We start from the raw sequence: 22,516 nt of genomic DNA, 5'->3' as shown, positions 1-22,516 counted from the left end.
TATCACAGCCTGTATGGCTCGAACCCTCCGCGTCTTCGTGTGCCCACTTGCCGCCGGGGAGCAACTGCTGGACCCCGATGCGGCCCACTACGTCGCCCGCGTGCACCGCCTGGCGGCGGGCGAAGAGCTGGTGCTGTTCGACCCCAGCGCCGGGACCGAGGCCGTCGCGACCCTGCTCGAAGTCGGCAAGAAGCGCGTGCGCGTGCGCGCCGAGGAGCCCCATGAGGTGCCAGACATCGGGTGCCTGCCTGTGCGCTTGGTGCAGGCGATGGGCAAGGGGGACAAGCCCGAACGGGTCGTCAAGGAGGCTACGGCTCTCGGCGTGAGTCAGGTGGTGCTGCTCGAGAGCGAGCGTGGGACGCCGCGAGTTGCCCACACCGACGGCCGGGCCACTCAGCGAAGGCGGCGCCTGGAGGCTTCCGCGATTGATGCCGCACGGCAAAGCGGTCGACCACGCATTCCCCAGGTCATAGGCCCGCTGGCGCTGGAAGACTACTTGGGCGAGGTGACGGAGCGTTGCCTCGTTTTGGATCCTCGAGGTAACGTGGGATTGCTCGACGTGCTAGACGAACTCTCGCCAGACGCCGACGCAGCTGTGGAGATCTGGATCGGACCCGAAGGCGGCTTCGCGCCCGCTGAACTCGAGCTCTTGGAGGCGCGCGGCGCGCGGCGGGTACGCTTCGGGCCGCTCGTGCTGCGTACCGAGACGGCGGCTTGTGCGGTGCTCGGCGCCGCGCTGGCCTGGGTCCAGCGCTCTTTCGCTCAGGCCACTCGACCGTAGTTCGGCGGGGGCGGGGTGCGATCCCCGAAGCGGGCGGCTTCCTCCAGGCGGGCCTTCGCTTTGGGGCTCTGCATGCTGCAGGTCGCGTGGAAGATGTAGACCGCGATCAGGGCAGGGACGAGAGCGAGCAGCAGGGTCATCGGGAGCTCCAGGTTCGGGAGGACGAACGCTGATAGAGCAACCGGCATGCCCGCGTTTCGGGGAGCGGTGTTTGGCCTCCTCCAGCGCTCGAAGAGCGAGGGCGAAGGTTAGGGTTTCCTTGGCAAATTGGGCCAACCTTCTGCTGCCCTGAGAAGCTCGGGCGCTTGGCTCGAGTCGATCAGCTGCGCCGTCACGGGGACACGGCCTCGTGGGTGAGGGAACACGTCCGTGGCGGTGGAGCGGACCCGGAACGGACCGCCCCTTCCCACCGCTTCCCACCCTCCAAGACGCTGCGATTGGCAAGATTTACTACTGCTCGTTTGTTCATGTGAGGGGAGATCGCCCAGGTTTTGTGCTGGATCGACCGTTGTCCGAGTTGTTGACACCCGGGCCGGAGGTCCGTAGCTTCGGCCATCCAGTGGGAGAAAGTGGGGCGGAGTGTCGCCACATCCCATGGAATGGAAAGCCAACATGTTCCGCGGGCAGTTCGTTCAGAAGATCGACGCGAAAGGACGCGTCAGCATGCCCGCGCGATTTCGCGAGGCGCTGGCGAGCTCCGGTGACGCGCGCTTCATCCTGACGCCTGCGCCGTTCGACCCGTGCCTTCACGTGTTTGGGCTACGCGCCTGGGAAGAGATCGAGCGCCGCATCAGCGAGCTGCCGAGTCACGACCGCAACGTGGTGCGTTTCCGTAGGCAATACGTGTCCGCCGCTGTCGAGTGCGAGACCGATCGCGCTGGCCGCGTCCTCGTCCCGCCTCATCTCCGCGACCAAGCGAGCCTCGACAAGGACCTCTTGTGGGCCGGGATGGGGAAGAACATCGAGCTCTGGTCCAAGGAGAACTGGGATCAGGCCTTGGAGATCAGCCCGGAGGACGAGGCGTCCTACCGCAACGCCGTGGAGCAGTTTCCGTTATGAACCTGGCAGAACTCCTTCTACCGGAAGAGCAACCGCTGATGCATCTCACCGTAATGCGCTCGGAGGTCGTGCGCGCTTTGGCGCCACAGGCCGGAGGCTTGTACCTGGACTGCACCGCAGGAGGCGGAGGTCACGCCGCTGCGTTGCTCGAAGCGGGACCCTTGAGTCGCGTGGTCGCTTGCGACCGCGACCTCGACGCCGTGGGGCGCGCGAAGGAGCGCCTCGCAGAGTTTGGGGAGCGTGCGACGGTGGTCCACACCGACTTCGAGGGCATTGAGGCTTGGCTAGAGCAGGCCGGCCTCGGGCAAGTCGATGGGCTGGTCGCCGACCTGGGCATCAGTTCGTTCCAGCTAGACGATGGGGAGCGGGGCATGAGCTTCCGCTTCACCGGTCCTTTGGACATGCGCATGGACCAAAGCCGGGGTCCGACGGCGCTCGAGTTGATCGAGAGCTTGAGTCAGGACGAACTGGCGGACGTCATCTACCAGCTCGGCGAGGAGCGTCGTTCCCGCCGCGTGGCTCGTTGCATCAAGCAGGCTGAGGAAGCCGGGGAGCTTGCTACGACCGCCGACTTGCGCCGCGCGGTGGTCCGCGCCGTGGGGCCTCGGCGCGTGGGCGGCGTGGATCCGGCGACGAAGACCTTTCAAGCGCTGCGCATCGCGGTGAACGACGAGCTGGGTCAGCTGAAGAGCCTGATGGCCATCGCCAGTCGAGTGGTCAAGCCCGGCGGACTGGCCGCGTTCATCTCGTTTCACTCCCTGGAGGACCGCATCGTCAAGCGGGCCTTCATGGAGCGTGAGACCTGGGAGCGCTTGACCAAGAAGCCGCTGCTCCCCAGCGACGAGGAGCGCACGCAGAACCCGCGGGCACGCAGCGCGAAGCTGCGCGTCGGCCGCCGTATCGATGACACCGAGCCGGAGCTCGGCTTCGGATCCGAGGAGGACGCGAGCGACTACTGAGGGCACGTGCCGCTTCAGAAAATCCTCGCGGAAATCGTATGAAACGCAGTGCGCGACCCTTCCTGGTTCTGTGGCTCCTCGCAGTTGTCGCTGCGACGAGTGCGTTCGTGCTCTACTTGAGTCTGCGGGTGCGCTCCGTAGAGCTTGGGTATTCCCTCGGTCGCGCTCACGCCCGCGTCGCTCGCTTGCGTGAGGTCAAGCGTGTGCTCGAGCTCGAGATCGCGAGCCACAAGACGCCGGAGCGCGTCGACTTGGTGGCGAGGACGCTGCTCGGGATGAGTGAACCCTCTCCCGACCGCATCATGCCGGCGGGGCCGCTGCCCACAGTGGACGAGGGCGATGAGGAAGAGTCGGAGGTTGGTCCCTCCGTTGCTGGAGACGTGCCGTGAAGCTCAGAGGGCGCAAGACACGAGAAGGTGCTTCCCCAAGGAACAGCGTTCTACCGCGCAACGTGGAGCGCGAGAACGCTCCCCGGGAGAAAGCGCCGCGAACCAAGCGCGGAAAGAAGCGCGACGCGCGGGATTCCGACGCTCCGCTGTCAGTCGTTGTGATGCCTACGACGCCCGAGCGGCGCGAGGGCATTCGGCGCCGCATCTCGGTCATTGCCGCGGTGATGGCGTGCTTCCTCGGCATGGTCCTGGCTTCGGGCTACACCCTGATGGTTCATGATGGCGAGGCATGGCGCGAAGTGGCTGAAAAGCAGCGCCAGCGCCGGCTCCACGTGCAGCCGAAGCGCGGTACGATCTACGATCGCAACGGGTCGGCTCTGGCCGTCAGTGTCGAGGTGCCGAGCGTCAGCCTGGACGCCATCGAGTTGATGCGTGGAGTGCCCCGTGACCGCGAACCAGAGGTCGCCCGTGCGGCTGCCGCGCGGATCGCATCCGCGCTGGGGCTCGACGCCGCCAAGGTCGAGCGCAAGATCTTGCGCAAGCGCCGCTTCAGCTGGCTCAAGCGCCGCATCAGCGCCGAAGAGGCGGAGAAGATTCGCGAGATGTCGTCCATCGAGCGCGGCAAAGATCGCGTGCGTGGCCTGGTCGTCGAAGGTGAGGGACGTCGCTACTACCCGCGCCGCGAGCTGCTGGGGCCCCTGCTCGGCTTCGTCGCGCCCGATGGTGAGGGTAAAGATGGCCTCGAGGTGAGCCTGAATCAGGAGCTCTCTGGGCACGTGGAGCAGCTCTCCGGATTGCGCGACCGCAGCGGCCGTCTGCTGTTCGCTGACGGCGTCAGCGACGAGCAAGCGCTCGCGGGGCACAACGTCTACCTGACGATCGATCAAGGCATTCAGTTCGTCGCCGAGCGGGAGCTCGCAGCGGCGGCGCGCTTGCACGAAGCGGTGGGCGCCAGCGTGATCGTGATCGAGCCCGACACCGGCGCGATCCTCGCGATGGCGAGCTGGCCTGGCTACAACCCCAACGACTACCGCGAGAGCGACCCCGAAGAGCGACGCGATCGCAGTCTCTCCGATCGATTCGAGCCCGGCTCCAGCATGAAGATCTTCACGCTAGCTGCCGGCATGGCTTCTGGCGCGATTCAGCCGACTCAGAAGCTCTACTGCGAGAAGGGACTGATGGCGGTGGACAACGTCACCATCCGCGACACCCACCCCTCGGAGTGGCTCACCATCAGCGAGGTCCTCGCGTACTCGTCGAACATCTGCTCTGCGAAGATCGGCCTGTCGATGGGCGGGAACAAGCTCTACGACTACTACCGGCGCTTCGGCTTCGGTCAGCCGACGGATGTCCCGCTACCAGGTGAGTCCGGCGGCACGTTGAGGCCACGCGGGCGCCCCTGGGTTCAGGTCGAGACGGCGGCTGCTTCGTTCGGTCAAGGTATCAGCGTCACGAACCTGCAGATGGCGATGGCGACTGCCGCGATCGCCAACGGTGGGAACCTGATGGAGCCCATGCTGATTAGCCGGGTGGAAACTGCCAGCGGTGAGTTGGTCCGCGAGGGGGCGCCCAAGGTGCGGCGTCGCGTCGTGCCCGCCCGCATCGCGCGAATCGTCGCGGAGATGATGATCGGCGTGACCGAAGGTGACGCGACGGGTACCGAAGCCGCCATCGATGGCTTCGAGGTCGCGGGCAAGACAGCGACCGCGCAGAAGACGGACCCCGCGACAGGCCGCTACTCCCTCGACAAGTACGTGGCTTCTTTCGTTGGCTTCGTGCCCGCGAAGAACCCCAAGATCGCGATCGCGGTGATGGTAGACGAGCCGATGCTCGATCACGCAGGTGGCTCCGTGGCAGCGCCGGTGTTTCGTCGCGTCGCCCAGAGCGCCCTCAAATACAAGGGACTGACACCCAAGGGGACGAAGCGCGCGGATGTGACCAAGCTGGGCGCCGAGCCCGATCCGGCTCAGGCTGCGATCGAGGCGTTGCGACAGCGTCAAGGGCTCAAGCCCCCGGTGCAAGAGGTCGTGAAGACCGGTTCCCCGGGGAGAGGCCAAGTGAAGGTTCCCGACATGACCGGCTGGCCCATGCGCGAGGCCGTACAGAAGCTCGGCGAGCTGGGCGTGAAGGGCAAGGTTCAAGGCTCCGGACTGGTCGCCCGCCAGGAGCCACCGCCCGGCGCAGTGATAGACAAGGGCGCCGAGCTGACGTTGATCTTCGAACCGGCTTCCTGAGCCATGTCCGATGCACCTCTCCCCCAAAAACCGACGCTGAGTCAGCTGTTCTCGGAGCTTGGAAAGAACGGGCTGAAGCTCTCGGGTGACGCGGAGACCGTCGTCAGCGGGATCACCCAGGACTCGCGGCGGGTCGCCCCCGGCGACCTGTTCGTGGCCCGTGTCGGTGGCAAGGCGAACGGTCTGAGCTTCGTAGACGCCGCGCGGGCAGCTGGCGCTGTGGCGATCCTCACGGATGCACCCGGAGGGCTCGAGCTGCCGTTACCGACGCTGCAAGTCGAGCACGCGCGCCTGGCGATGGGGGTGTGCGCCGAGCGTATCTTCGGCTCCCCAAGCCGCGCGCTGAGTGTGGTGGGGATCACCGGGACCAACGGCAAGACGACTTCTGCCTGGCTCTGCCAGCGGGCGCTCGAAGCCGCCGGCTTGCCCACCGCGCGCCTTGGCACCTTGGGCTTCGACTTTGGTGAGCTTTCCGTCGATTCACCGCTCACCACGCCTGAAGCCGACGTGATCTCCGGGTACCTGGCGCAAGCCGTCCGGGGCAACGCGCGGACCTTCGTGATGGAAGTCTCGAGCCACGCGCTGGATCAGCGGCGAGCCGACGCGATTCATTTCCGCGTGGCTGTGTTTACGAATCTCACCCAGGACCACCTCGACTACCACGCCTCCTTCGACGACTACGCCGAGGCAAAGGCGCGGCTCTTCTTGGAGCTCTCTCCTGAGGTCAGCGTGATCCACGTCGGAGATACGTTTGGAGCGAAGCTCGCCGCGCGCACCGAGGCCCTCGGCCTCAGGGTGATCCGCGTGGGGCGAGAGACCGGCGACGTGAGTCTCTCCTCCCTGGAGCTTGGAGCCTTTGGTATGCGCGGTGTGCTGGCCCTGGATCTCCCGGAGGAGCGTCGTTCGCTGCCCTTCGAGAGTCGTCTGGTGGGTGAGCACAACGTGGAGAATCTGCTGTGCGCCGTGGGGGTTGCGCTCGCGCTGCGCGCCCAAGGCGAGGCCCTGGACTTGGATCGGTTGGTTCGAGCGTTGAAGGACGTGAACTCCGCGCCGGGACGCCTCGAGCGCTGCGACGCCGAAGCGGATGACCTCACCGTGCTCGTGGACTACGCCCACACACCGGATGCATTGGCTCGCGCATTGAGCGCCGTACGCGGCTTCGTGCCGCAAGCTGGCCGCTTGTGGTGCGTCTTCGGCTGCGGCGGCGATCGTGATCCCGGCAAGCGCCCCAAGATGGGGGATGCCGTAGGGCGTTTGGCGGATCGCGCTGTGGTGACGAACGACAACCCGCGGAGCGAGTCGCCCCAGGTGATTGCTGACATGATTTTGCCCGGACTGGCCCCGCATGCGATTGAGTTCAACGTGATCCTCGACCGCAAGCTGGCCATCGACTCGGTGATCGCCGAAGCCGCGCCGCAGGACGTGGTGCTGATCGCTGGCAAGGGCCACGAGCCGTATCAGCTGATCGGCGACCAAGTGTTGGCGTTCGATGATCGCTTGGTGGCCAGAGACGCGTTGGCGCGGCGCCGGGGTATTTCGATGACCAAGGACGCTGGGTGAGCACGCCGATCCCCCGGAACGCTGCTCCATTCACTCTGGCCGAAGTGTTGGCGGCGACGGGTGGGCACGTCGCGGTTGGCGCTGGGGACGCGAGCGCGCGCGGAGTCACGACAGACTCCCGGAGCGACGTCGCGGGGGCGTTGTTCGTCGCCTTGAAAGGGGAGCGCTTTGACGCCCATCGCTTCCTCGAGCAGGTGGCCCGCGGTGGTGCCGCCATGGCCTTGGTGGAGGACCCTCACCCCCAAATTCCCGGGCTCTTGCAGATCCAGGTGCCGTGTACGCTGACGGCCCTCGGGGACTTGGCGCTGGCCCATCGTAGGCGCTGGGGCGGCCTCGTGGTGGCCGTAGGTGGATCCGCAGGGAAAACAACCACCAAGGCGTGCATCTCACGTGTGCTCAGCGAGTTGATTCCTGGTGGAATTCACGCTCAGCGCGGAAACCTGAATAACCGCATCGGGGCGCCCATGGTGCTGCTCGGTTGCGAGGCCCCGCACCGCGTGGCGGTGGTGGAGCTCGGGACGAACTTGCGCGGCGAAGTCGCGGAGCTAGCGCGGGTTAGCGAGCCGGATCTTGGCGTGGTGACGCTGATCGACTTCGAGCACACCGAGGGGATCGGCGACTTGGACGCCATCGAGGCCGAAGAGGGCGATCTGTTCCGCGGTCTCAAGCCAGATGGCGTCGCCGTGGGCAACGTGGATGACGAGCGAGTGGCACGGCAGCTCGAGCTCGCCGCAGGCACCGGACGCGCCGTCGAGAGCTACGGCAAAGCACCAACGGCGCGGTATCGCTTACTGCGTCGAGAACCGGTGGGCGTTTCGGGTGCGCGGCTCACGGCTTCGCGTGCTGGTTTTGGGGGGGAGATCGAGCTGCGTTCGTCGCTGCTCGGGTACCCGGGTGCGCTGGCGAGCGTGTGTGCGGCGTTGGTCGCGGATGTGGTGAGCAGTCGTCTGGGCCTTCCGTTGCCGAGTCCAGAACTTTTCAGCCGGGCGCTCGAAAGCTCCGAAGTGGCCGAGAATGGCCGGCTTTGTGCGCGAGCGATGCTAGACGGCGCGCTCGTGCTCGATGACTCCTACAACTCGAACCCCGGCAGCGTGCCGTCTTCAGTGGCGGTCGCGCGGGAGCTCGCGGCGGAGCGGGGTGGTCGAGTGTTCGCGGTGCTCGGTGAAATGCTCGAGCTCGGACCGCTGTCGGAGCGGGAACACCGACGCATCGGCAAAGAGCTGGCGAGCTTCGGCTTGGCCGACCTGATCGCGGTGCAGGGCGACGCTCGCTTCCTCGCGGAAGAAGCTGCGGCTCGGGGTGTGAGTACGGTGTTCGTGGCAGACGCGGAGCTCGCCGTAGAGGCACTGCAAGGCGCGACGACGCCCGAGGACGTGATTTTGGTCAAGGGCTCACGGGGGGTGAAGCTCGAACGCGTGGTCGCAGCGTTGCTCGCTGGGACGTCATCCGAGCCTGAGGGAGCGAGCGCTCCCGGGCCGGCAACCGAAGGGCCCTCTGCCCCATGATGTACGAGTTGTTGTACCCCCTGAGCACGAAGTACAGCTGGGCGGGTTGGCTCAACGTGCTTCGCTACGTGCCGTTCCGCGCGATCATGGCGACCATCACCGCGATGGGGCTGTGCTTCTGGCTCGCGCCCTGGTTCATCCGCGAGCTGCAGAAAAAGCAGATTGGCCAGGTGATCCGCAAGGAAGGGCCGGAGAGCCACCGCGTCAAGGCCGGGACGCCCACGATGGGCGGCGCGCTGATCCTGCTCAGTGTGTTGGTGCCCACGATGCTCTGGGCGGACGTGAAGAACGCGTTCGTGATCTCCACGGCTGGCGTTACCGCGGGGTACGGTCTGATCGGGTTCATCGACGACCGGCTCAAGATCCAGGGCCGCAACACCAAGGGGCTCTCCGGTCGCTACAAGCTGCTGGGTCAGACGCTGATCGGGGCGATCGCCCTCGGCTATGTGTTCCTGTACGAGCCGAGCTTGCCCAAGGAGTGGCTCGAGATCCGCACTCGCTTGGCGATCCCTTTCCTGGCCTTCTCGAAGCACCCGATCCACCTGCCGCTGTATGTGTACGTGGCGTTCGCGCTGTTCGTGGTGGTTGCGATGAGCAACGCTGTGAACCTGACGGACGGCCTGGATGGCTTGGCGATTGGTCCGGTGATGATCAACGCGGGGACTTACTTGGTGTGGGCGTACCTCGCGGGCCTGGTGATCTTCGGTCGCCCCGTGGCGCAGTACCTGGACATCGCGGGCATTCCCCAGATGGGTGAGCTGGCCGTCTTCGGCGCCGCGGTGATAGGCGCTGGCATCGGCTTCCTCTGGTACAACACCTATCCGGCGCAGGTCTTCATGGGGGACGTCGGCTCCCTGGCGCTCGGTGGAGGCATCGGGATGATGGCCGTGTTGACGAAGAACGAGCTCCTGTCCATCGTCGTCGGGGGGATTTTCTTCCTGGAAACGGTGAGCGTGATCACCCAGGTGATCAGCTTCAAACTGTTTGGTAAGCGTGTGTTCTTGATGGCGCCGATCCACCACCACTTCGAGAAGAAGGGGTGGCCCGAGCCGCGCATCATCGTGCGCTTCTGGATCATCTCAGTGCTGCTCGCGCTGGTGAGCTTGTCCTCTCTGAAGTTGAGGTAGCCGTGGACTTGGTTGGCAAGAGGGTTGTCGTGGTCGGGCTCGGGAGGAGCGGCCACGCCGCTGCTCAGCTTTGTGCACGGGAAGGGGCGACCGTCGTCGTCAGTGACTCCCGCGACGAAGCGGTGTTGCGTGAGGAGGTGGCCGCGCTCATCAAGAGTGGCGCCCGCATCGAGGTGCGGGCGGGCGCGCAAACGCCCGATGTTTTCAAGGGCGCGGACCTGGTGGTGGTGAGCCCTGGCGTGCCTCCGCTTCCGGTGTTGGACGAAGCGGCGCTCGCCGGCACCGAGGTGATCGGGGAACTGGAGCTCGCTTCGCGTTTCCTCGAGGCACCAATGCTTGCTGTGGGTGGGACCAACGGTAAGAGCACGACGACGACGCTGCTCGCTGCTCTCATCGAGGCAGGCGGGCTGCGCACTTTCGCTGGGGGGAACCTCGGCACGCCGCTCAGCGAAGCCATTGACCCCAGCAGTGACGAGGAGCTCTACGACGCCCTGGTTGTCGAGGTGTCGAGCTTTCAGCTCGAGCGGGTGAGGGACTTCAGGCCCCGGGTCAATTTGCTCTTGAACGTCAGCGAGGATCATCTGGACCGCTACCCAGACTTCGCGGGGTACGTGGCCGCCAAAGGCAACAGCTTCTCCCGTCAGTCGCCCAAGGACGTCGCGGTGATTCCCTGGGGAGATACTGCGATCGAGGAACAGGCCAAGCGCGGGCTAGCGCGTCGCGTGACTTTTGGTCTCGACTCCGTCGGGGAAGCCGACTTTGCGGCGGTCCTCACCCCCGAACCCGGCGTACGAGACCGCAAGCGAGGCGACTTCTATTCCTTGCAGGATGCCGACCTGCACGGCGCGCACAACCTGCTCAACGCCGCCGCGGCCATCGCTGCCGCGCGGGAGTTTGGGGTCGAGCCGGAGGCTATCAAGCAGGGGCTAGCGCGCTTCCGCGGGCTGCCCCATCGCATGCAACGGGTCGATACCGTGGACGGGGTGACCTTCTACGACGACTCCAAGGCGACGAATGTCGGCTCCGCGGTGACAGCGCTGCTTGGGCTCGCGGAGCCCAAGGGCGTGTTGATCGCTGGCGGGCGCGACAAGCACGGGTCTTACGCGCCGTTGGTCGCGGCGCTGGAGCGAAAGGCGCGCGCGCTGGTGCTGATCGGCGAGGCGGCGGACCGCATCGCCGAGGCCGTGGGCGACCGCGTGAAGGTGGCCCGAGCAGGGTCTATGCAGGAAGCGGTGAGTTTGGCCCACTCTTTGGCCCAAATCGGGGAAGCGGTGTTACTGAGTCCAGCCTGCTCGAGCTTCGATATGTTCCAGAACTACCACGACCGGGGTGTGCGCTTCGTAGAGGCTGTAAAACAGCTGCAATCGACGCGCGGCGCAGTGGGTGCGCCCCCGAGTGGAACGCCTGGCGAGCCGGGAACGGAGGCTGATCGCTGATGCTGAGAGGGGCTTTTGGGGCAATTCGGGGACTCTTCGCGCCCTCACCGCGCTCCGGCCCCTTCGACACGGTGCTGATGGCGTTGGTCATCGCGCTGCTCGGCTTTGGCGTGGTCATGGTGTTCAGCGCGAGTGCCTACGAAGGCACGGTGGTGTTCCGGGACGCGCAGTATTTTCTGAAGCGCCAGGCGATGTACGCCGGCGGCGGTGTGATCCTGATGCTGATCATCAGCAAGATCGACTACCAGCGCCTGCAGCCATTCACTCACCCGATCCTCGGACTGTGTGTGGCGCTGATGCTGCTGAGTATCACGGGCCTCGGTCACTCCGGTGGTGGTGCGACGCGCTGGCTGAAGCTCGGTCCGATCAATGTGCAGCCCTCCGAGGTCTCCAAGCTGGGGTTGATCCTGTGGATCTCCTATTCCCTGGGGAAAAAGCGGGAGAAGGTCAAGCAGTTCTCCTACGGCTTCTTGCCGCACCTGATCGTCGCGGGCCTGTTCACGCTCTTGTGCCTGAAGCAGCCGGACTTCGGCGGCGCCGTCGTGCTCTTGACGTTGACCGCGGCGTTGATGTTCATCGCGGGTGTGCGCTGGGTGTGGTTCATCCCCATCGGCATCGTGGGTGGCTTCCTCGGCTTCATGGCGGTGCGCTTCGCCCAGTATCGCTGGGAGCGTATCCAGGCGTGGCAGGACATGATGCACCACCGCCACGACCTGGCGTATCAGCCCTTCCAGTCGGTGATGAGCTTCGGCTCTGGCGACCTCATGGGGCTAGGGCTCGGCAAGGGCTACCAGGTGCTCTATCTGCCTGAGGCCCACAACGACTTCATCAGCGCGATCGTGGGCGAGGAGCTCGGTTACATCGGCATCGTGCTCCTGCTGTTCACCTACGTGCTGGTCGTGTCTCGCGGTATCCGCGCGGCACTGAACGCCGAGGACGAGTACGGTTCGTACATCGCCTTCGGGATCTCGCTGTTCGTCGGCGTGCAGGCGCTGTGGAACGTCGCGGTGGCCATGGCCATCTTGCCCACCAAGGGCTTGACGCTGCCCCTCGTGAGCTACGGCGGGTCTTCGTTGCTGGTGAACTGCGCGGCGATGGGCGTGCTGTTGAATGTCTCGCGTCAGCGGGTCGAGCTGAAGAACACCCGAGTTGCTGACTTGGGGCCCGCGCCCGAGGTGAGCGCAATGCTCGTCACCGAGGCAGGCTATGGGCCTGAAGCGGCACACATGGAAGGTCAGGAGCGGTCGATGCCAGGGGCAGCGGCGGAGGCAGTATGAGCGAGACCATTCTACTCGCGGGCGGAGGCACCGGCGGACACGTCTTCCCCATGATTGCCGTAGCGGACGCCCTACGTCAGGAGCGACCGGGACTTCGACTGGTGTTCCTGGGCACAGCTCGCGGGATGGAGAGCAAGCTGGTTCCCCAGGCGGGCTATGAGCTCGAGCTGCGCGAGGTGCTGCCGATCCGTGGTGGCGGGCTGACGGGGGCCGGCAAGGGTGTGCTACGCGCGGCGACGTCGATCCCCGAGGCGAGGCGCTTCTTGAAGCAACTCGAGCCGGCTGCGGTGTTCTCGATTGGTGGGTACGCGGCGGGTCCGGTGTGCGCCGCGGCGAAGCTGCTGCGCATACCTCTCGCGCTGATGGAGCCGAACAGCGTGATTGGTATGGCGAACTGGCTGATCGCCCGCATGGTCCAGCGCGCCTACACCGCCTTCCCCGAGGTCGAAAAGCACTTCCCGGAGGATACGATCTTGCGCGCCGGTGTGCCCCTGCGGAGCGGATTCGAACCTGTGCCGTACATCCCCCATGGCGGGCTCAAGCTGCTCGTGCTCGGCGGCAGTCAAGGCGCCAAGGCCTTGAATGATGCGCTGCCTGAGCTGGTGCAGCGACTTCGAGCCCGAGGGCTGCGCTTCGAGGTGCAGCACCAAGCGGGCGCAAAGAAGGCAGATGAGGTACGCGCACGCTATGCGGAGCTCGGCCAGACAGAGGGCGTGAGTGTGCTCGAGTTCATCGACGACATGCCTCAGCGCCTTGCCTCGGCGGACCTAGTGATTGGTCGTTCCGGTGCTAGCGCTGTGAGCGAGGTCTGCGCGGTGGGGCGCGCGGCGGTTCTGGTGCCGTATCCTTTCGCGGCGGGAGACCACCAGCGCTTCAACGCCGAGAGCCTGGAGCGGGTCGGTGCGGCGCGCGTCGTGCTCCAAGAGGACGCGAGCGTGGAGCGCTTGCTCGAGGTGATCGCTCCGTTGCTGGAGGCTCCCTCGGAGCTCGCTGTCATGGCAGCTGCAGCCTCCGAACGCGGGCGCCCGCTCGCTGCGAGGGTGATCGCCAGGGACCTACTACACCTGGCTGGTCTCGAGGCTGCGAGCGACCGCCGCAAGTCGAGCCCGTTCGTCCATGACGAGGTCGAGGACGAATCACGTTTCGAGTTCGGTGCGAGCACCTATGTGCTGCAGGGGCAGGGCTGATGTTTCGCGGCAGAGTTCGCCACGTCCACTTCATCGGGGTCGGTGGCATCGGCATGAGCGGGCTCGCGGAGATTCTGCGCACCCTGGAGTTCGACGTTTCCGGTTCGGATCTGCGAGAAGGGGAGACGACCAAGCGCCTCGCGCGCCTTGGCGTGCGCATCGACGTCGGGCATGTCGCCCAGAACGTGCGTGACGCGGACGTGGTAGTCTACTCCAGTGCTATCCCTGCGGAAAATCCGGAGATGGTGGAGGCGCGCGCGCTGGGCATCCCCGTCATCACCCGCGCTGAGATGCTCGCCGAGCTCATGCGGGTGAAGTACGGCGTAGCCATCGCTGGTTCTCACGGCAAGACCACGACGACTAGTCTGGTCGCGACGTTGCTGCGCGCCGCCGGCTTCGACCCGACGGTGGTGGTGGGCGGTCGGATGCAGGCGCTCGGCACCAACGCGCGTCTCGGCGCTGGCGACCTGTTGGTGGCGGAGGCGGACGAGAGCGACGGGTCGTTCTTGCGGCTGACCCCCACCATCGCGGTGGTGACGAACATCGATCCCGAGCACCTCGATTTTTATCACAGTCATGAGCGCATCAAGGACGCCTTCGTGGAGTTCATCGAGAAGGTGCCCTTCTACGGACTCGCGGTGTTGTGCCTTGACCACCCCGATGTGCAGGACTTGCTCCCACGGATCCGTCGGCGACACGTGACCTACGGGCTCTCGCCTCAGGCAGACTATTCCGCGCGGCATCTCACCCATCGCGGCACGGTGAGCTCTTTCATGGCGTATCGTAGAAACGAGCCGCTTGGTGAGTTCGCGCTCCGCATGCCGGGCCAGCACAACGTGCTCAATGCACTGGCAGCCATCGCGGTCGGCGACGAGCTCGAAGTGCCCCTCGACGAGATGAAGGAGGCGTTGGCCACCTTCGGCGGAGTCGCTCGGCGGTTCAGCTTGGTTGGCGAAGTCGACCAGATCGCCTTGGTTGACGACTACGGTCACCACCCAGCTGAGATCAAGGCGACGCTCACCGCCGCCCGCAACGCCTTCGACGGCAAGGTCATCGTGGCGTTTCAACCCCATCGCTACAGCCGCACTCAAGATCTGTTCGATGACTTCGCGCGCGCGTTCAACGATGCGGATCACGTGCTCGTGACGGACATCTATCCCGCAGGCGAGAAGCCCATCGAGGGCATCGATTCGGCTGCCCTGGTACGGGCGATCGCTGAGCACGGACACCACTCGGTGAGCTACGTCTCCGATCGCTCGGAGCTGGCACATCGTCTGGCTGGGCTCGCGGCCCCGGGAGATGGCGTCATCGCTCTGGGCGCCGGTGACATCAATCGCGTGCTCGCGCAGGTGCGCTCGGAGCTCGAGCTCATCCGCGGCGCGAAAGGCAGCGACTCGTGAGTGGGATCAAGCACCGCGCGATCGAAGCGCCCGACGAGACCGGCTACGTTCCAAGCGAGAGCCCGCCCCCAGTCGGCGTGAAGCCAAAGAACAAGGCGACCAAGAAGCGGGCTGCCGAAAAGCGCGCCGCTCGGCGTGGGGAGGCGTCGCTGCAAGAGCGCCCTGGCTTCTTCCTGCGTGCCTGGATGGGCACCAAGCTCCTGAGCGGCATCTTGGTCGTGCTGGGTGCAGCCCTCGCGCTGGCGTGGGGCCTCCAGAGGTACGCGCTGACGACGCCGCGCTTCGCCATTCAGAAGCTCGATGTGACGGGAACGCTGCGCCGCGCCCCGGACCAGCTCTCGAAACAGGCAGGCGTCAAGCTCGGGGACAACCTCTTCGCAGTGGACACCGACGTGGCTGAGCGCCGCCTGCTCGAAGATCCGTGGATCGCTTCCGCAAAGGTCGAGCGACGCATCCCCGCAACGTTGGCGATTCACGTGGTGGAGCGCGAAGCGCAAGCGATCGCCAGTGTCGGCGGCAGCCTGTACTTGGTGAGCCGTGAGGGTGAGCCGTTCAAGCAGACCGAGGACGGCGATCCTCAGGACCTGCCGGTCATCAGCGGGATCACCGCAGACGACTTCGCGCGCGATCGCGTGCGCCAGGTCGAGCGTATCCGCGTGGGGATGCAGGTGCTGCGTCAGTACGCTCGGGTGCCGATGAGCAAAGTGCACGCGCCCCAGGAGGTGAACCTCGGGTCTGATGGCGACGTGGTGCTGACGATTGGCAAGAGCGGCATCGCGCTCCATCTGGGGAAGGGGCCCTGGCGCTCGAAGCTGCTGATGGCCTGGCGGGTGATGGGCTCCCTGGCGGCCAAGGGGCGCTTGCCGCGCATCGTGTTCTTGGACAACCGCGCGCATCCGGAGCGCGTGGTCGTGCGCATGAAGTGAGCATCGGGGCCGCTTGAGAGCAGGCCTAGGTGTGTAAAGCTGCCACACTGGTTCTTTTCTGCTGTTCGCGCGGTGCTTTCCCGGTGAAAGAACCCAGATGCGACGTCAGTTCTGGTCTTTCGGTTTGGTGGCTTTGGGTGTTGCGTGCGGCGGTTCTCCCCCGCCCGAACCTGTAGAGCCTGAAGCGCCCATCGCGGAGGCGCCGGTAGCCGTCGAGCCGGTTGAAGAGGCGCCAGCTCCCCCGGCGGAGCCGACCAAAGAGGAGCTCGCCGCACAGAAGCTGGTGAAGGACTTCGCCGAGATGGAGGCGAGCGCGGACGCCGAAGACAAGCGCTGGACCCCAGAGCTGCGCGCTGAGGCGAAGAAGCTCGCCGAGACGAAGTACGCGAACCTCAGTGTGGCGCTCAAGGCCGTGCTCAAGGGAGGGCATCGGACCCCCGGACACGCGGAGCGCGACGCCGCCCGTCACCCCGCGGAAACGCTTGCGTTCTTTGGGGTGAAACCCGGGATGAAGGTCTTGGAGTATGGCCCGGGTGAGGGTTGGTACACGGAGGTGCTTGCCCCCACGCTCGCGACTTCCGGGATGCTCTACGTCACCAGCGGGGATCCCGCAGGGCCGCGTACGGTTCGCGGTACGATGTACGCGCAGCGCACCCAGCGTTTCCTCAAGAAAGCGCCAGAGGTCTACGGCAAAGTTCAGCCGATCATCGTGGACAGCAAGGCTCCGGATCTCAAGCTCGACGGAGAACTCGATATGGTCCTGGTGGTCCGGGGCATGCACGGCTGGCACCGCGATGGCCAAGTGGACGTCTGGCTACAGCAGATCTTCAAGAGCCTGAAGAAGGGCGGAGTGCTCGGCGTGGTGCAGCACCGCGCGAAGGCGGACGCCAACCCTGACGAGAGCACCAAGCAGGGCTACCTGCCCGAGGCGTTCGTGGTTGAGCGCGCGCAGGCGGCGGGCTTCAAGTTGTCCAAGAAGTCGGAAATCAACGCGAACCCCAAGGACACGACCGAACATCCTGAAGGGGTGTGGACGTTGCCTCCCACGCTGCGCCTTGGAGACAAAGATCGCGAGCAGTACACCGCGATCGGCGAGAGCGACCGCATGACACTGCGCTTTGTCAAACCCTAGCGTTTCGTCAAACCCTAGCGTTTCGGCGAACGAGCCTTCGCGAAACAGGTCAGCGACTACAGCGTCTGGACTTGACTGAGGGCCCGCTCGCGCATCGAGAGCAGCGCGGCGGCGTGGTCCTCCGTGAGCAGGAGCCCGCCGAGGTTTGCCTCGGCGGCGAGTTCCGCTGACGTCTCTGGAACTGGACACGTGTCGCCCCAGCCGAAGTCTAGGGCGGCGATGCGCTTCGCAAAGGCAACGGTACGCGGGATCGCGCGGTGAGTCGTGCCTTGGACGGTCTCTAGCAAATCGACGTCTGCCCAGCTGCGCACGAGCACCAGACCGACTTGATCCCGGTAACTCGCTGCAGTCTGCCAGAGCGTGGCCCGGTTCAACTTCACGCGACTCAGGCGTGACAGGGTGGACAGCTCTTGCAGCGCAACCGGTCTGCCGACTTCGTGGAGCAGGCCACACGCGAAGGCGGTCGCAGGAGGTTGACCCAGGTGGGCTGCGATGGCGCGCGACCAGATCCCGGTGGCCACCGAGTGCTCCCTCAGCGCGAGCATCTCCTGTTTGAATTCGCGCACGGTGAACATCGCGGCGCGACTCAGCGCGAGCAGCAACACTTCGCGCGCGCGCACGCTGCCCAGCTGGGCGAGCGCGCGTTCGACGGTTTGGACCTTCATTCGCAAACCGAAGAACGCGGAGTTTGCAGCGTTCAGCGTCGCGGTCGTGAGGCCCGGATCCGACTCGAGCCACTCCGCGAGGCGAGCCAAGTCGGGCTCCTCGTGGAGTGTTTCCTCGAGGATCTTTCCGGCCATGCCTCGTGCCAGCGCGACACTCAGCTCGCCGCGCTTGACTTGCGCTTCGAACGCCGCGGCTAGAGCGGGAGGGAGGCCATCGCAGGCCGGTGTTGGCGGGGGTAAGGTTGGGATGACTCCAGCGTCCATTGGCTACCTGGATGCGCCCCGAATCGATTTCGGAAGGTCCAGTCCTCAAGGGAGGCAAACGGACACGGCGTGGGGAACTGAAGTAGCTTTCAGAGTTTCGCGCAGAATCAATGACGCTCTATCATTGACACCCTATCAATCACACCGTGGCGGGTTTCCCGAGTCCCGCTCGAAGACCCACACCCGCCCACTCAGCTTGCCGTCTTCGCCGGCTGCGATCTGTTCCAGATATTCCGGGTCCGCCAACGCAAATGCGTTCGGGGCGTCCGAACTCACCCTTCCGCGTCCCAAACCAATTCGCCTCGGGAGGTTCGGAAGCCCGAGCGGGGAGCGGCGCGTCGGGCCCGGGCTCCGTCGCTGCGAACCATCCACCAGCACCGTGAGACGCGGAGACATCGGGGAAACAACGATCTGCAAAACGTGCGCAGTCTCATAGTTGATCCCAGCTCGTATGAACTCGTCAGGGCCTGATGGATCCGTGAGGGCGTGATAGGCTTCCCCTCGAGACTTCTTTCTCTTTCGAGGTGTTACGCATGAGCCGACGTGTTGACCAGCCGAACCCAACCACGCTCTCAACCTCAACCTGCCGTCGCCTCGGGCGCGGCGGCGCGCTGTGCGCAGTCGTCGTCCTAGCAGCTGCTTGCTCCGCGGAAACGCGCGAGCAGGGAGTCGAGGGGAGTGGCGGCACAGCGGGCTCTGGCGGCAACGGGGGTACCGGGGCCATGGGCGGCGACGCAGGCGCCGCGGGCAACGGAGGAAGCGCGGGTAACGCGGGAAGTGCGGGCACTGGCGCGACTGCTGGTGCGAGCGGCAGTGCAGGGACGAGCGGTGCTGGTGCCGGTGGGACTGGCGCGGCCGGCGGTGCAGGTGGGGTCGCAGGTTCAGCTGGGAGCGGCGGGACCGCGGGAACGGGTGGCACGGCTGGCACTGGCGGTAATCCGTGCGGAACCACGGATCCCGACTGCGAGTGCAACGGTACGGCGGTCGTCGCGAAGGACACGGACGGCGACACCCACGGGTCCAAGGACTGTGCCGCGAGCCCGGGGGACGACTGCGACGACAACGACACGAACTTCGTCAAGAACGCGTGCGGCGGCTGCGTCAAGACCCTGGGCGGCACGCCCGGCGGCAACTGCAACGACTGCGGCGTGTTCCAGTGTTCGGGCATGGACGCCCTGCAGTGCGTTTCGCCGAACCCGGCACCCAAGCGCTGCGGCAACGCCACGACTCCGGAGACCTGCGTCGGTGGATCTTGGATCGCCAGTGCGCAGTGCACGGGGAACAAGCCAGCTTGCTACCTGGGTGGGTGTGTCGAGTGTGCCCCGGGGGCGATCGAGTGCATCACCTTTTCCAACGGCGACACCGCTCCCCGCAAGTGTCCGTCTTGGGCGACTTGGTCCTCGATTTCGTGGATCGCCACCTGCAAGAAGGCATCGAACCAGACATGCAACGCGGCCAACGGTAGTTGTGTACACACGTTTTTCGCTCCCAAGGACCGCCAGTTCAAGGTTCCGGGGGTGCCCACGATCGATGGTGCTGAGGTCCTTCAGGAAGGCACGGACACGCAACAAGTGCTCGATCGCGCCGTTGGGTTCGAACTGGCATAAGCATGCTGCTAATCGGCAGCCGAGCAATCCTGCGGCGCTTTCCAGAATTTCGTCCACCAAAGGATTGGGATCTAATTGGGTCCTCTGAAGAAATTCGGGAGCTGGGAAAGCGACTGCCCCAAGTATCGGTCAAACAAGCTGACGAGAAGTTTACGTTTCAGTACGGAAACGCTTTCGTCGAGGTCGCGAATTCCTCGACCTCCGAGTACTGGGGGCGCGTTCAGCGTGAGTTCGACGGCGAGCCATTGTGGAATGAGCCTGTGCTCGGCCCTCTGCGCATCGCACCTGCAGAGTACCTGCTCCTCACCAAGCAGTGTGGGCTCGTTTACAACATCTACCACTGGCACAAGAACCTCGAGGATCTCTATTTTCTGAAGGACCGCCTGCCGGTGATCCCAGAGCCGATCGCCGCGTTGCAGCCGCTCGCGCTCGAGGACTCCAGACGCCTCTTCGGTGAGAGCCATGCTTTCGGGGCGCTTCCCAGGACGTGCCATCCGGACATTGAACTCGCACCCAGGTCTGCCATGCACCGGGAGATTCACGCAGTTCTTGAGTCGCTGGGCATCGCAACCATGGTTGGCGCATTGGCCTGGCGCGGTTTCCCTGAGGTAGCGAGCGATGTTCGTGCGGGGGCGATGGAACGACTTCTGGCAGTCGAGGCCATGGTGCTGGCGGCGGAAGATTTTCGAGAACGCGGCAGTGGCCACCGCGACTCACAAGAGACAGAGTTCGCGATCGGTGCGTTGCGGCAGCTCTGTACAGGCTGCCTCCCCGTTGGCTGGCGCTACTTCTGCGTGAACCACTTTCGAGAGATCCTAGCTCTGATTCCTCAGGGATTCCTCTCGAGGCTTGGTGACCTGGTTGACGGACAAAAGGTGTTTCCTCACGGCATGAAGGAAGGGCTGGGGTGCGACACAGCGACTCGGCTGCTCCTCCATCCAGCGGCCACCGGCGCTGCGCGCCTTCCACACGTGGCTTCGGGGACCGCTTGCTTGAAACGACGCGCAGCGTCAGAGCTGAGCTGCTCACCCCTTCCCGAATAGGCTCGAAAAGTTTCCGGGGTCGCGAATCTTTTTCCCGAGGCGCGGCTCTAGCTTCCTAAACCTAGGGTGCGTTTCGCGCACCCCGTTCAGGAGCAGTGTCACGAGGCCAACTGGGGGTATCTCGGTCGCACGGGGATCGAGATGCCAGGAGCCGCGCTGCTCGGGGAGCATTTCGCAATGGAAGCATCAGTCAGAGTCGGCGGAGGCAATGATGCCTTGAGTCGGATTGAGGAGCGCCTCGCGCGTATCGAGCGTCTGCTGTCTCGCCACGCAGACCAAGCAGACGACCCAGGGCGTCAACGGCTGGATGCGCTGGTCGCGCGAATGACCCAACCGGAGATGCTGGATCGGCTCGAGCTGCTCGTGGACCAGATTGAGCAGGCACCGCAGCTCGTCGCGATGCTCGGTGATATGTTCGACGACTTCGCCCGCTCAGCAGAGGCTCAAGGCATCCTCCTGGACGACGTGGCAAAGAACCTCAAGGTTGCGTTGCTCGGTGCCGCGCGCAACGCCAACGCGCTTGGGGCGTTCTTCGACTCCGGTATGTTGAGCCCCCACGCCGTGGATCTGCTCGCAAAGATGGCTGCAGCGCTGAGCCAAGCGGCCACTCAAGGCGTGAAGCCGGTTGGCCTGTTCGGCGCCCTCGGGGCGATGCGTGAGCCGGGCGTGCAGCAAGCGATGGGCATGTTGGTCGCCATGGGCCGCACCCTCGGTGATGCGCTGAACACCGCTCAGGTCAAGCAACTCCCTGCAGGGAACCAGGGCTGAAGGAGAGGCGCATATGTCTAGCGAGCACTTTGAGGTCCTGGTGGTCGGCGGTGGCACCGCTGGCGTGAGCATCGCGGCGCGGCTGATGGCAAGCGATAAGCCGCCAAAGGTTGGGCTGATCGAGCCTTCGGAGCACCACTACTACCAGCCGATCTGGACGCTGGTGGGCGGCGGCGTCTTCCCCAAGGAAGTGTCGGTGCGCCCTGAGGCAGAGTACATCCCGAAAGGGGTCGAGTGGCTGCGTGATCGGGTCAAGAGCTTCGACCCTGAGAACAGTCGGGTGGTGACGAAGGGTGGCAAGACCATCACCTATGACGACTTGGTCGTTACCTTGGGGATTCAACTCGACTGGAAAAAGGTCAAGGGCTTGGAGGACGCGCTGGGGCAGGGCGGTGTTACTTCCAACTACAGCTACCAAACCGTCGAGTACACCTGGAAGCTGATGCGCGAGTTCCAAGGTGGGAATGCGATTTTCACCTACCCATCCACGCCCATCAAGTGTGCGGGCGCCCCGCAGAAGATCATGTGGCTGGCCGAGGAGCACTTTCGGCGTTCCGGCGTGCGTGATGGGTCCAACGTGATCTTTGCCTCCGCGGGAGCCGCGATCTTTGGCGTGGCGAAGTACCGTACCGCACTCGAGAAGCTGGTCGCCGAGCGGAACGTCGAGGCGCGGTTTGGTCATGACTTGATCGAAGTGCGTGGACGAGAGGCGGTGTTCAAGGTTGACGGCAAGGAGAAGGTGCTGAAGTTCGACATGCTCCATGTGACACCACCTCAGAGCTCGCCAGACGTGATCAAGCAGAGTGCACTGGCGGATACTGCCGGTTGGGTGGAGGTGAACAAGCACACGCTGCAGCACACGCGGTTCCCCAACGTTTGGTCCGCAGGAGATTGCTCGAGCGCTCCGACCTCCAAGACGGGTGCAGCCGTGCGGAAACAAGTCCCGGTGCTGGTCGACAACCTATTGGCGAAGCGCGCAGGGGAAAAGGTCGAAGCGGAGTACGACGGCTACGCGTCGTGTCCGCTGGTTACCGGCCGCGGTACCGTGATGCTCGCGGAGTTTGGCTACGACGGGAAAATCATGGAGAGCTTCCCCTTCGACCAAGCCGAAGAGCGCTACAGCATGTGGCTCCTGAAGGCGTACGGCCTACCGAGCATGTACTGGAACGGCATGCTGCGCGGCCGCATGTGAGGACT

General features: G+C 65.1%; 20 protein-coding genes. 18 read left to right on the top strand and 2 right to left on the bottom strand.

The window, feature by feature from the left end:
• Positions 1–13 precede the first annotated feature (13 nt).
• On the top strand, positions 14–781 hold the full coding sequence (locus tag H6718_25525; protein MCB9588797.1) for a 16S rRNA (uracil(1498)-N(3))-methyltransferase: 768 nt from the start codon (positions 14–16) through the stop codon (positions 779–781).
• Here the strand turns inward: H6718_25525 and H6718_25520 are convergent.
• A complete protein-coding gene (locus tag H6718_25520) occupies positions 763–921 on the bottom strand; it encodes a hypothetical protein (GenBank protein MCB9588796.1) in 159 nt (52 codons plus the stop codon). The genes H6718_25525 and H6718_25520 overlap by 19 nt on opposite strands.
• A gap of 454 nt (positions 922–1,375) precedes the next feature.
• Here H6718_25520 and mraZ point away from each other — a divergent pair, with 454 nt between their 5' ends.
• The 13 genes from mraZ to H6718_25455 all read left to right on the top strand — a co-directional run bounded on the left by mraZ (position 1,376) and on the right by H6718_25455 (position 16,972).
• Positions 1,376–1,840 carry a division/cell wall cluster transcriptional repressor MraZ gene (gene mraZ / locus H6718_25515; GenBank protein ID MCB9588795.1) on the top strand — a complete coding sequence of 155 codons (465 nt, stop codon included), beginning with the start codon at positions 1,376–1,378 and terminating at the stop codon, positions 1,838–1,840.
• Entirely contained in the window at positions 1,837–2,799 is a 963-nt protein-coding gene (rsmH, locus tag H6718_25510) for a 16S rRNA (cytosine(1402)-N(4))-methyltransferase RsmH (protein MCB9588794.1), read from the top strand. Before mraZ ends, rsmH begins: the two co-directional genes overlap by 4 nt.
• A 38-nt stretch (positions 2,800–2,837) precedes the next feature.
• The gene (locus H6718_25505) at positions 2,838–3,188 is read left to right on the top strand and encodes a cell division protein FtsL (GenBank protein MCB9588793.1); all 351 of its coding nucleotides are present in this window, start codon (positions 2,838–2,840) and stop codon (positions 3,186–3,188) included.
• 161 nt (positions 3,189–3,349) lie between these two features.
• Positions 3,350–5,422, top strand: a complete 2,073-nt coding sequence (locus tag H6718_25500; protein ID MCB9588792.1) for a transpeptidase family protein — start codon at positions 3,350–3,352, stop codon at positions 5,420–5,422.
• Between the two features lie 3 nt (positions 5,423–5,425).
• On the top strand, positions 5,426–6,982 hold the full coding sequence (locus tag H6718_25495) for a UDP-N-acetylmuramoyl-L-alanyl-D-glutamate--2,6-diaminopimelate ligase (protein ID MCB9588791.1): 1,557 nt from the start codon (positions 5,426–5,428) through the stop codon (positions 6,980–6,982).
• On the top strand, positions 6,979–8,487 hold the full coding sequence (locus H6718_25490; GenBank protein MCB9588790.1) for a UDP-N-acetylmuramoyl-tripeptide--D-alanyl-D-alanine ligase: 1,509 nt from the start codon (positions 6,979–6,981) through the stop codon (positions 8,485–8,487). The genes H6718_25495 and H6718_25490 overlap by 4 nt, the downstream gene beginning before the upstream one ends.
• Entirely contained in the window at positions 8,484–9,614 is a 1,131-nt protein-coding gene (locus tag H6718_25485; GenBank protein ID MCB9588789.1) for a phospho-N-acetylmuramoyl-pentapeptide-transferase, read from the top strand. Before H6718_25490 ends, H6718_25485 begins: the two co-directional genes overlap by 4 nt.
• 2 nt (positions 9,615–9,616) lie before the next feature.
• Positions 9,617–11,050, top strand: a complete 1,434-nt coding sequence (murD, locus tag H6718_25480) for a UDP-N-acetylmuramoyl-L-alanine--D-glutamate ligase (protein ID MCB9588788.1) — start codon at positions 9,617–9,619, stop codon at positions 11,048–11,050.
• Positions 11,050–12,327, top strand: a complete 1,278-nt coding sequence (gene ftsW / locus H6718_25475; protein MCB9588787.1) for a putative lipid II flippase FtsW — start codon at positions 11,050–11,052, stop codon at positions 12,325–12,327. Before murD ends, ftsW begins: the two co-directional genes overlap by 1 nt.
• Positions 12,324–13,514, top strand: coding sequence for an undecaprenyldiphospho-muramoylpentapeptide beta-N-acetylglucosaminyltransferase (gene murG / locus H6718_25470; GenBank protein MCB9588786.1), 1,191 nt, complete (start codon positions 12,324–12,326; stop codon positions 13,512–13,514). The genes ftsW and murG overlap by 4 nt, the downstream gene beginning before the upstream one ends.
• Entirely contained in the window at positions 13,514–14,914 is a 1,401-nt protein-coding gene (locus tag H6718_25465) for a UDP-N-acetylmuramate--L-alanine ligase (GenBank protein MCB9588785.1), read from the top strand. Before murG ends, H6718_25465 begins: the two co-directional genes overlap by 1 nt.
• On the top strand, positions 14,911–15,840 hold the full coding sequence (locus H6718_25460) for an FtsQ-type POTRA domain-containing protein (protein MCB9588784.1): 930 nt from the start codon (positions 14,911–14,913) through the stop codon (positions 15,838–15,840). The genes H6718_25465 and H6718_25460 overlap by 4 nt, the downstream gene beginning before the upstream one ends.
• A 97-nt stretch (positions 15,841–15,937) precedes the next feature.
• Positions 15,938–16,972, top strand: a complete 1,035-nt coding sequence (locus H6718_25455; protein MCB9588783.1) for a class I SAM-dependent methyltransferase — start codon at positions 15,938–15,940, stop codon at positions 16,970–16,972.
• Between the two features lie 56 nt (positions 16,973–17,028).
• On the opposite strand, the gene H6718_25450 is transcribed toward H6718_25455, so the two are convergent.
• On the bottom strand, positions 17,029–17,901 hold the full coding sequence (locus H6718_25450) for an HDOD domain-containing protein (protein MCB9588782.1): 873 nt from the start codon (positions 17,899–17,901) through the stop codon (positions 17,029–17,031).
• A 533-nt stretch (positions 17,902–18,434) separates the two neighbouring features.
• On the opposite strand from H6718_25450, the gene H6718_25445 reads away from it, so the two are divergent.
• The 4 genes from H6718_25445 (at position 18,435) to H6718_25430 (ending at position 22,511) form a co-directional block, all read left to right on the top strand.
• A complete protein-coding gene (locus H6718_25445) occupies positions 18,435–19,508 on the top strand; it encodes a hypothetical protein (GenBank protein MCB9588781.1) in 1,074 nt (357 codons plus the stop codon).
• A 2-nt stretch (positions 19,509–19,510) separates the two neighbouring features.
• Positions 19,511–20,551: a hypothetical protein gene (locus H6718_25440; protein ID MCB9588780.1), complete on the top strand. Its 1,041-nt coding sequence runs from the start codon at positions 19,511–19,513 to the stop codon at positions 20,549–20,551.
• Positions 20,552–20,617: 66 nt separating this feature from the next.
• Positions 20,618–21,319 carry a DUF1641 domain-containing protein gene (locus H6718_25435; protein ID MCB9588779.1) on the top strand — a complete coding sequence of 234 codons (702 nt, stop codon included), beginning with the start codon at positions 20,618–20,620 and terminating at the stop codon, positions 21,317–21,319.
• A 13-nt stretch (positions 21,320–21,332) separates the two neighbouring features.
• On the top strand, positions 21,333–22,511 hold the full coding sequence (locus H6718_25430) for an NAD(P)/FAD-dependent oxidoreductase (GenBank protein ID MCB9588778.1): 1,179 nt from the start codon (positions 21,333–21,335) through the stop codon (positions 22,509–22,511).
• The last annotated feature ends 5 nt before the right edge of the window (positions 22,512–22,516 follow it).

This window comes from Polyangiaceae bacterium (assembly GCA_020633205.1).
Taxonomy (GTDB): domain Bacteria; phylum Myxococcota_A; class Polyangia; order Polyangiales; family Polyangiaceae; genus JAHBVY01.
Note: the sequence above shows the minus strand (reverse complement) of the source record. Positions and strands in the feature narration are given on the sequence as shown.

Excerpts from the sequence above, each read along its gene's own strand:
- ftsW (MCB9588787.1), top strand. The coding sequence starts at position 11,050 with ATGCTGAGAGGGGCTTTTGGGGCAATTCGGGGACTCTTCGCGCCCTCA.
- murG (MCB9588786.1), top strand. The coding sequence starts at position 12,324 with ATGAGCGAGACCATTCTACTCGCGGGCGGAGGCACCGGCGGACACGTC.
- H6718_25495 (MCB9588791.1), top strand. The coding sequence starts at position 5,426 with ATGTCCGATGCACCTCTCCCCCAAAAACCGACGCTGAGTCAGCTGTTC.
- H6718_25445 (MCB9588781.1), top strand. The coding sequence starts at position 18,435 with ATGAGCCGACGTGTTGACCAGCCGAACCCAACCACGCTCTCAACCTCA.
- H6718_25520 (MCB9588796.1), bottom strand. The coding sequence starts at position 921 with ATGACCCTGCTGCTCGCTCTCGTCCCTGCCCTGATCGCGGTCTACATC.
- H6718_25430 (MCB9588778.1), top strand. The coding sequence starts at position 21,333 with ATGTCTAGCGAGCACTTTGAGGTCCTGGTGGTCGGCGGTGGCACCGCT.
- H6718_25485 (MCB9588789.1), top strand. The coding sequence starts at position 8,484 with ATGATGTACGAGTTGTTGTACCCCCTGAGCACGAAGTACAGCTGGGCG.
- H6718_25440 (MCB9588780.1), top strand. The coding sequence starts at position 19,511 with ATGCTGCTAATCGGCAGCCGAGCAATCCTGCGGCGCTTTCCAGAATTT.
- H6718_25465 (MCB9588785.1), top strand. The coding sequence starts at position 13,514 with ATGTTTCGCGGCAGAGTTCGCCACGTCCACTTCATCGGGGTCGGTGGC.
- H6718_25505 (MCB9588793.1), top strand. The coding sequence starts at position 2,838 with ATGAAACGCAGTGCGCGACCCTTCCTGGTTCTGTGGCTCCTCGCAGTT.
- rsmH (MCB9588794.1), top strand. The coding sequence starts at position 1,837 with ATGAACCTGGCAGAACTCCTTCTACCGGAAGAGCAACCGCTGATGCAT.
- mraZ (MCB9588795.1), top strand. The coding sequence starts at position 1,376 with ATGGAATGGAAAGCCAACATGTTCCGCGGGCAGTTCGTTCAGAAGATC.
- H6718_25455 (MCB9588783.1), top strand. The coding sequence starts at position 15,938 with ATGCGACGTCAGTTCTGGTCTTTCGGTTTGGTGGCTTTGGGTGTTGCG.
- H6718_25525 (MCB9588797.1), top strand. The coding sequence starts at position 14 with ATGGCTCGAACCCTCCGCGTCTTCGTGTGCCCACTTGCCGCCGGGGAG.
- H6718_25450 (MCB9588782.1), bottom strand. The coding sequence starts at position 17,901 with ATGGACGCTGGAGTCATCCCAACCTTACCCCCGCCAACACCGGCCTGC.
- H6718_25500 (MCB9588792.1), top strand. The coding sequence starts at position 3,350 with ATGCCTACGACGCCCGAGCGGCGCGAGGGCATTCGGCGCCGCATCTCG.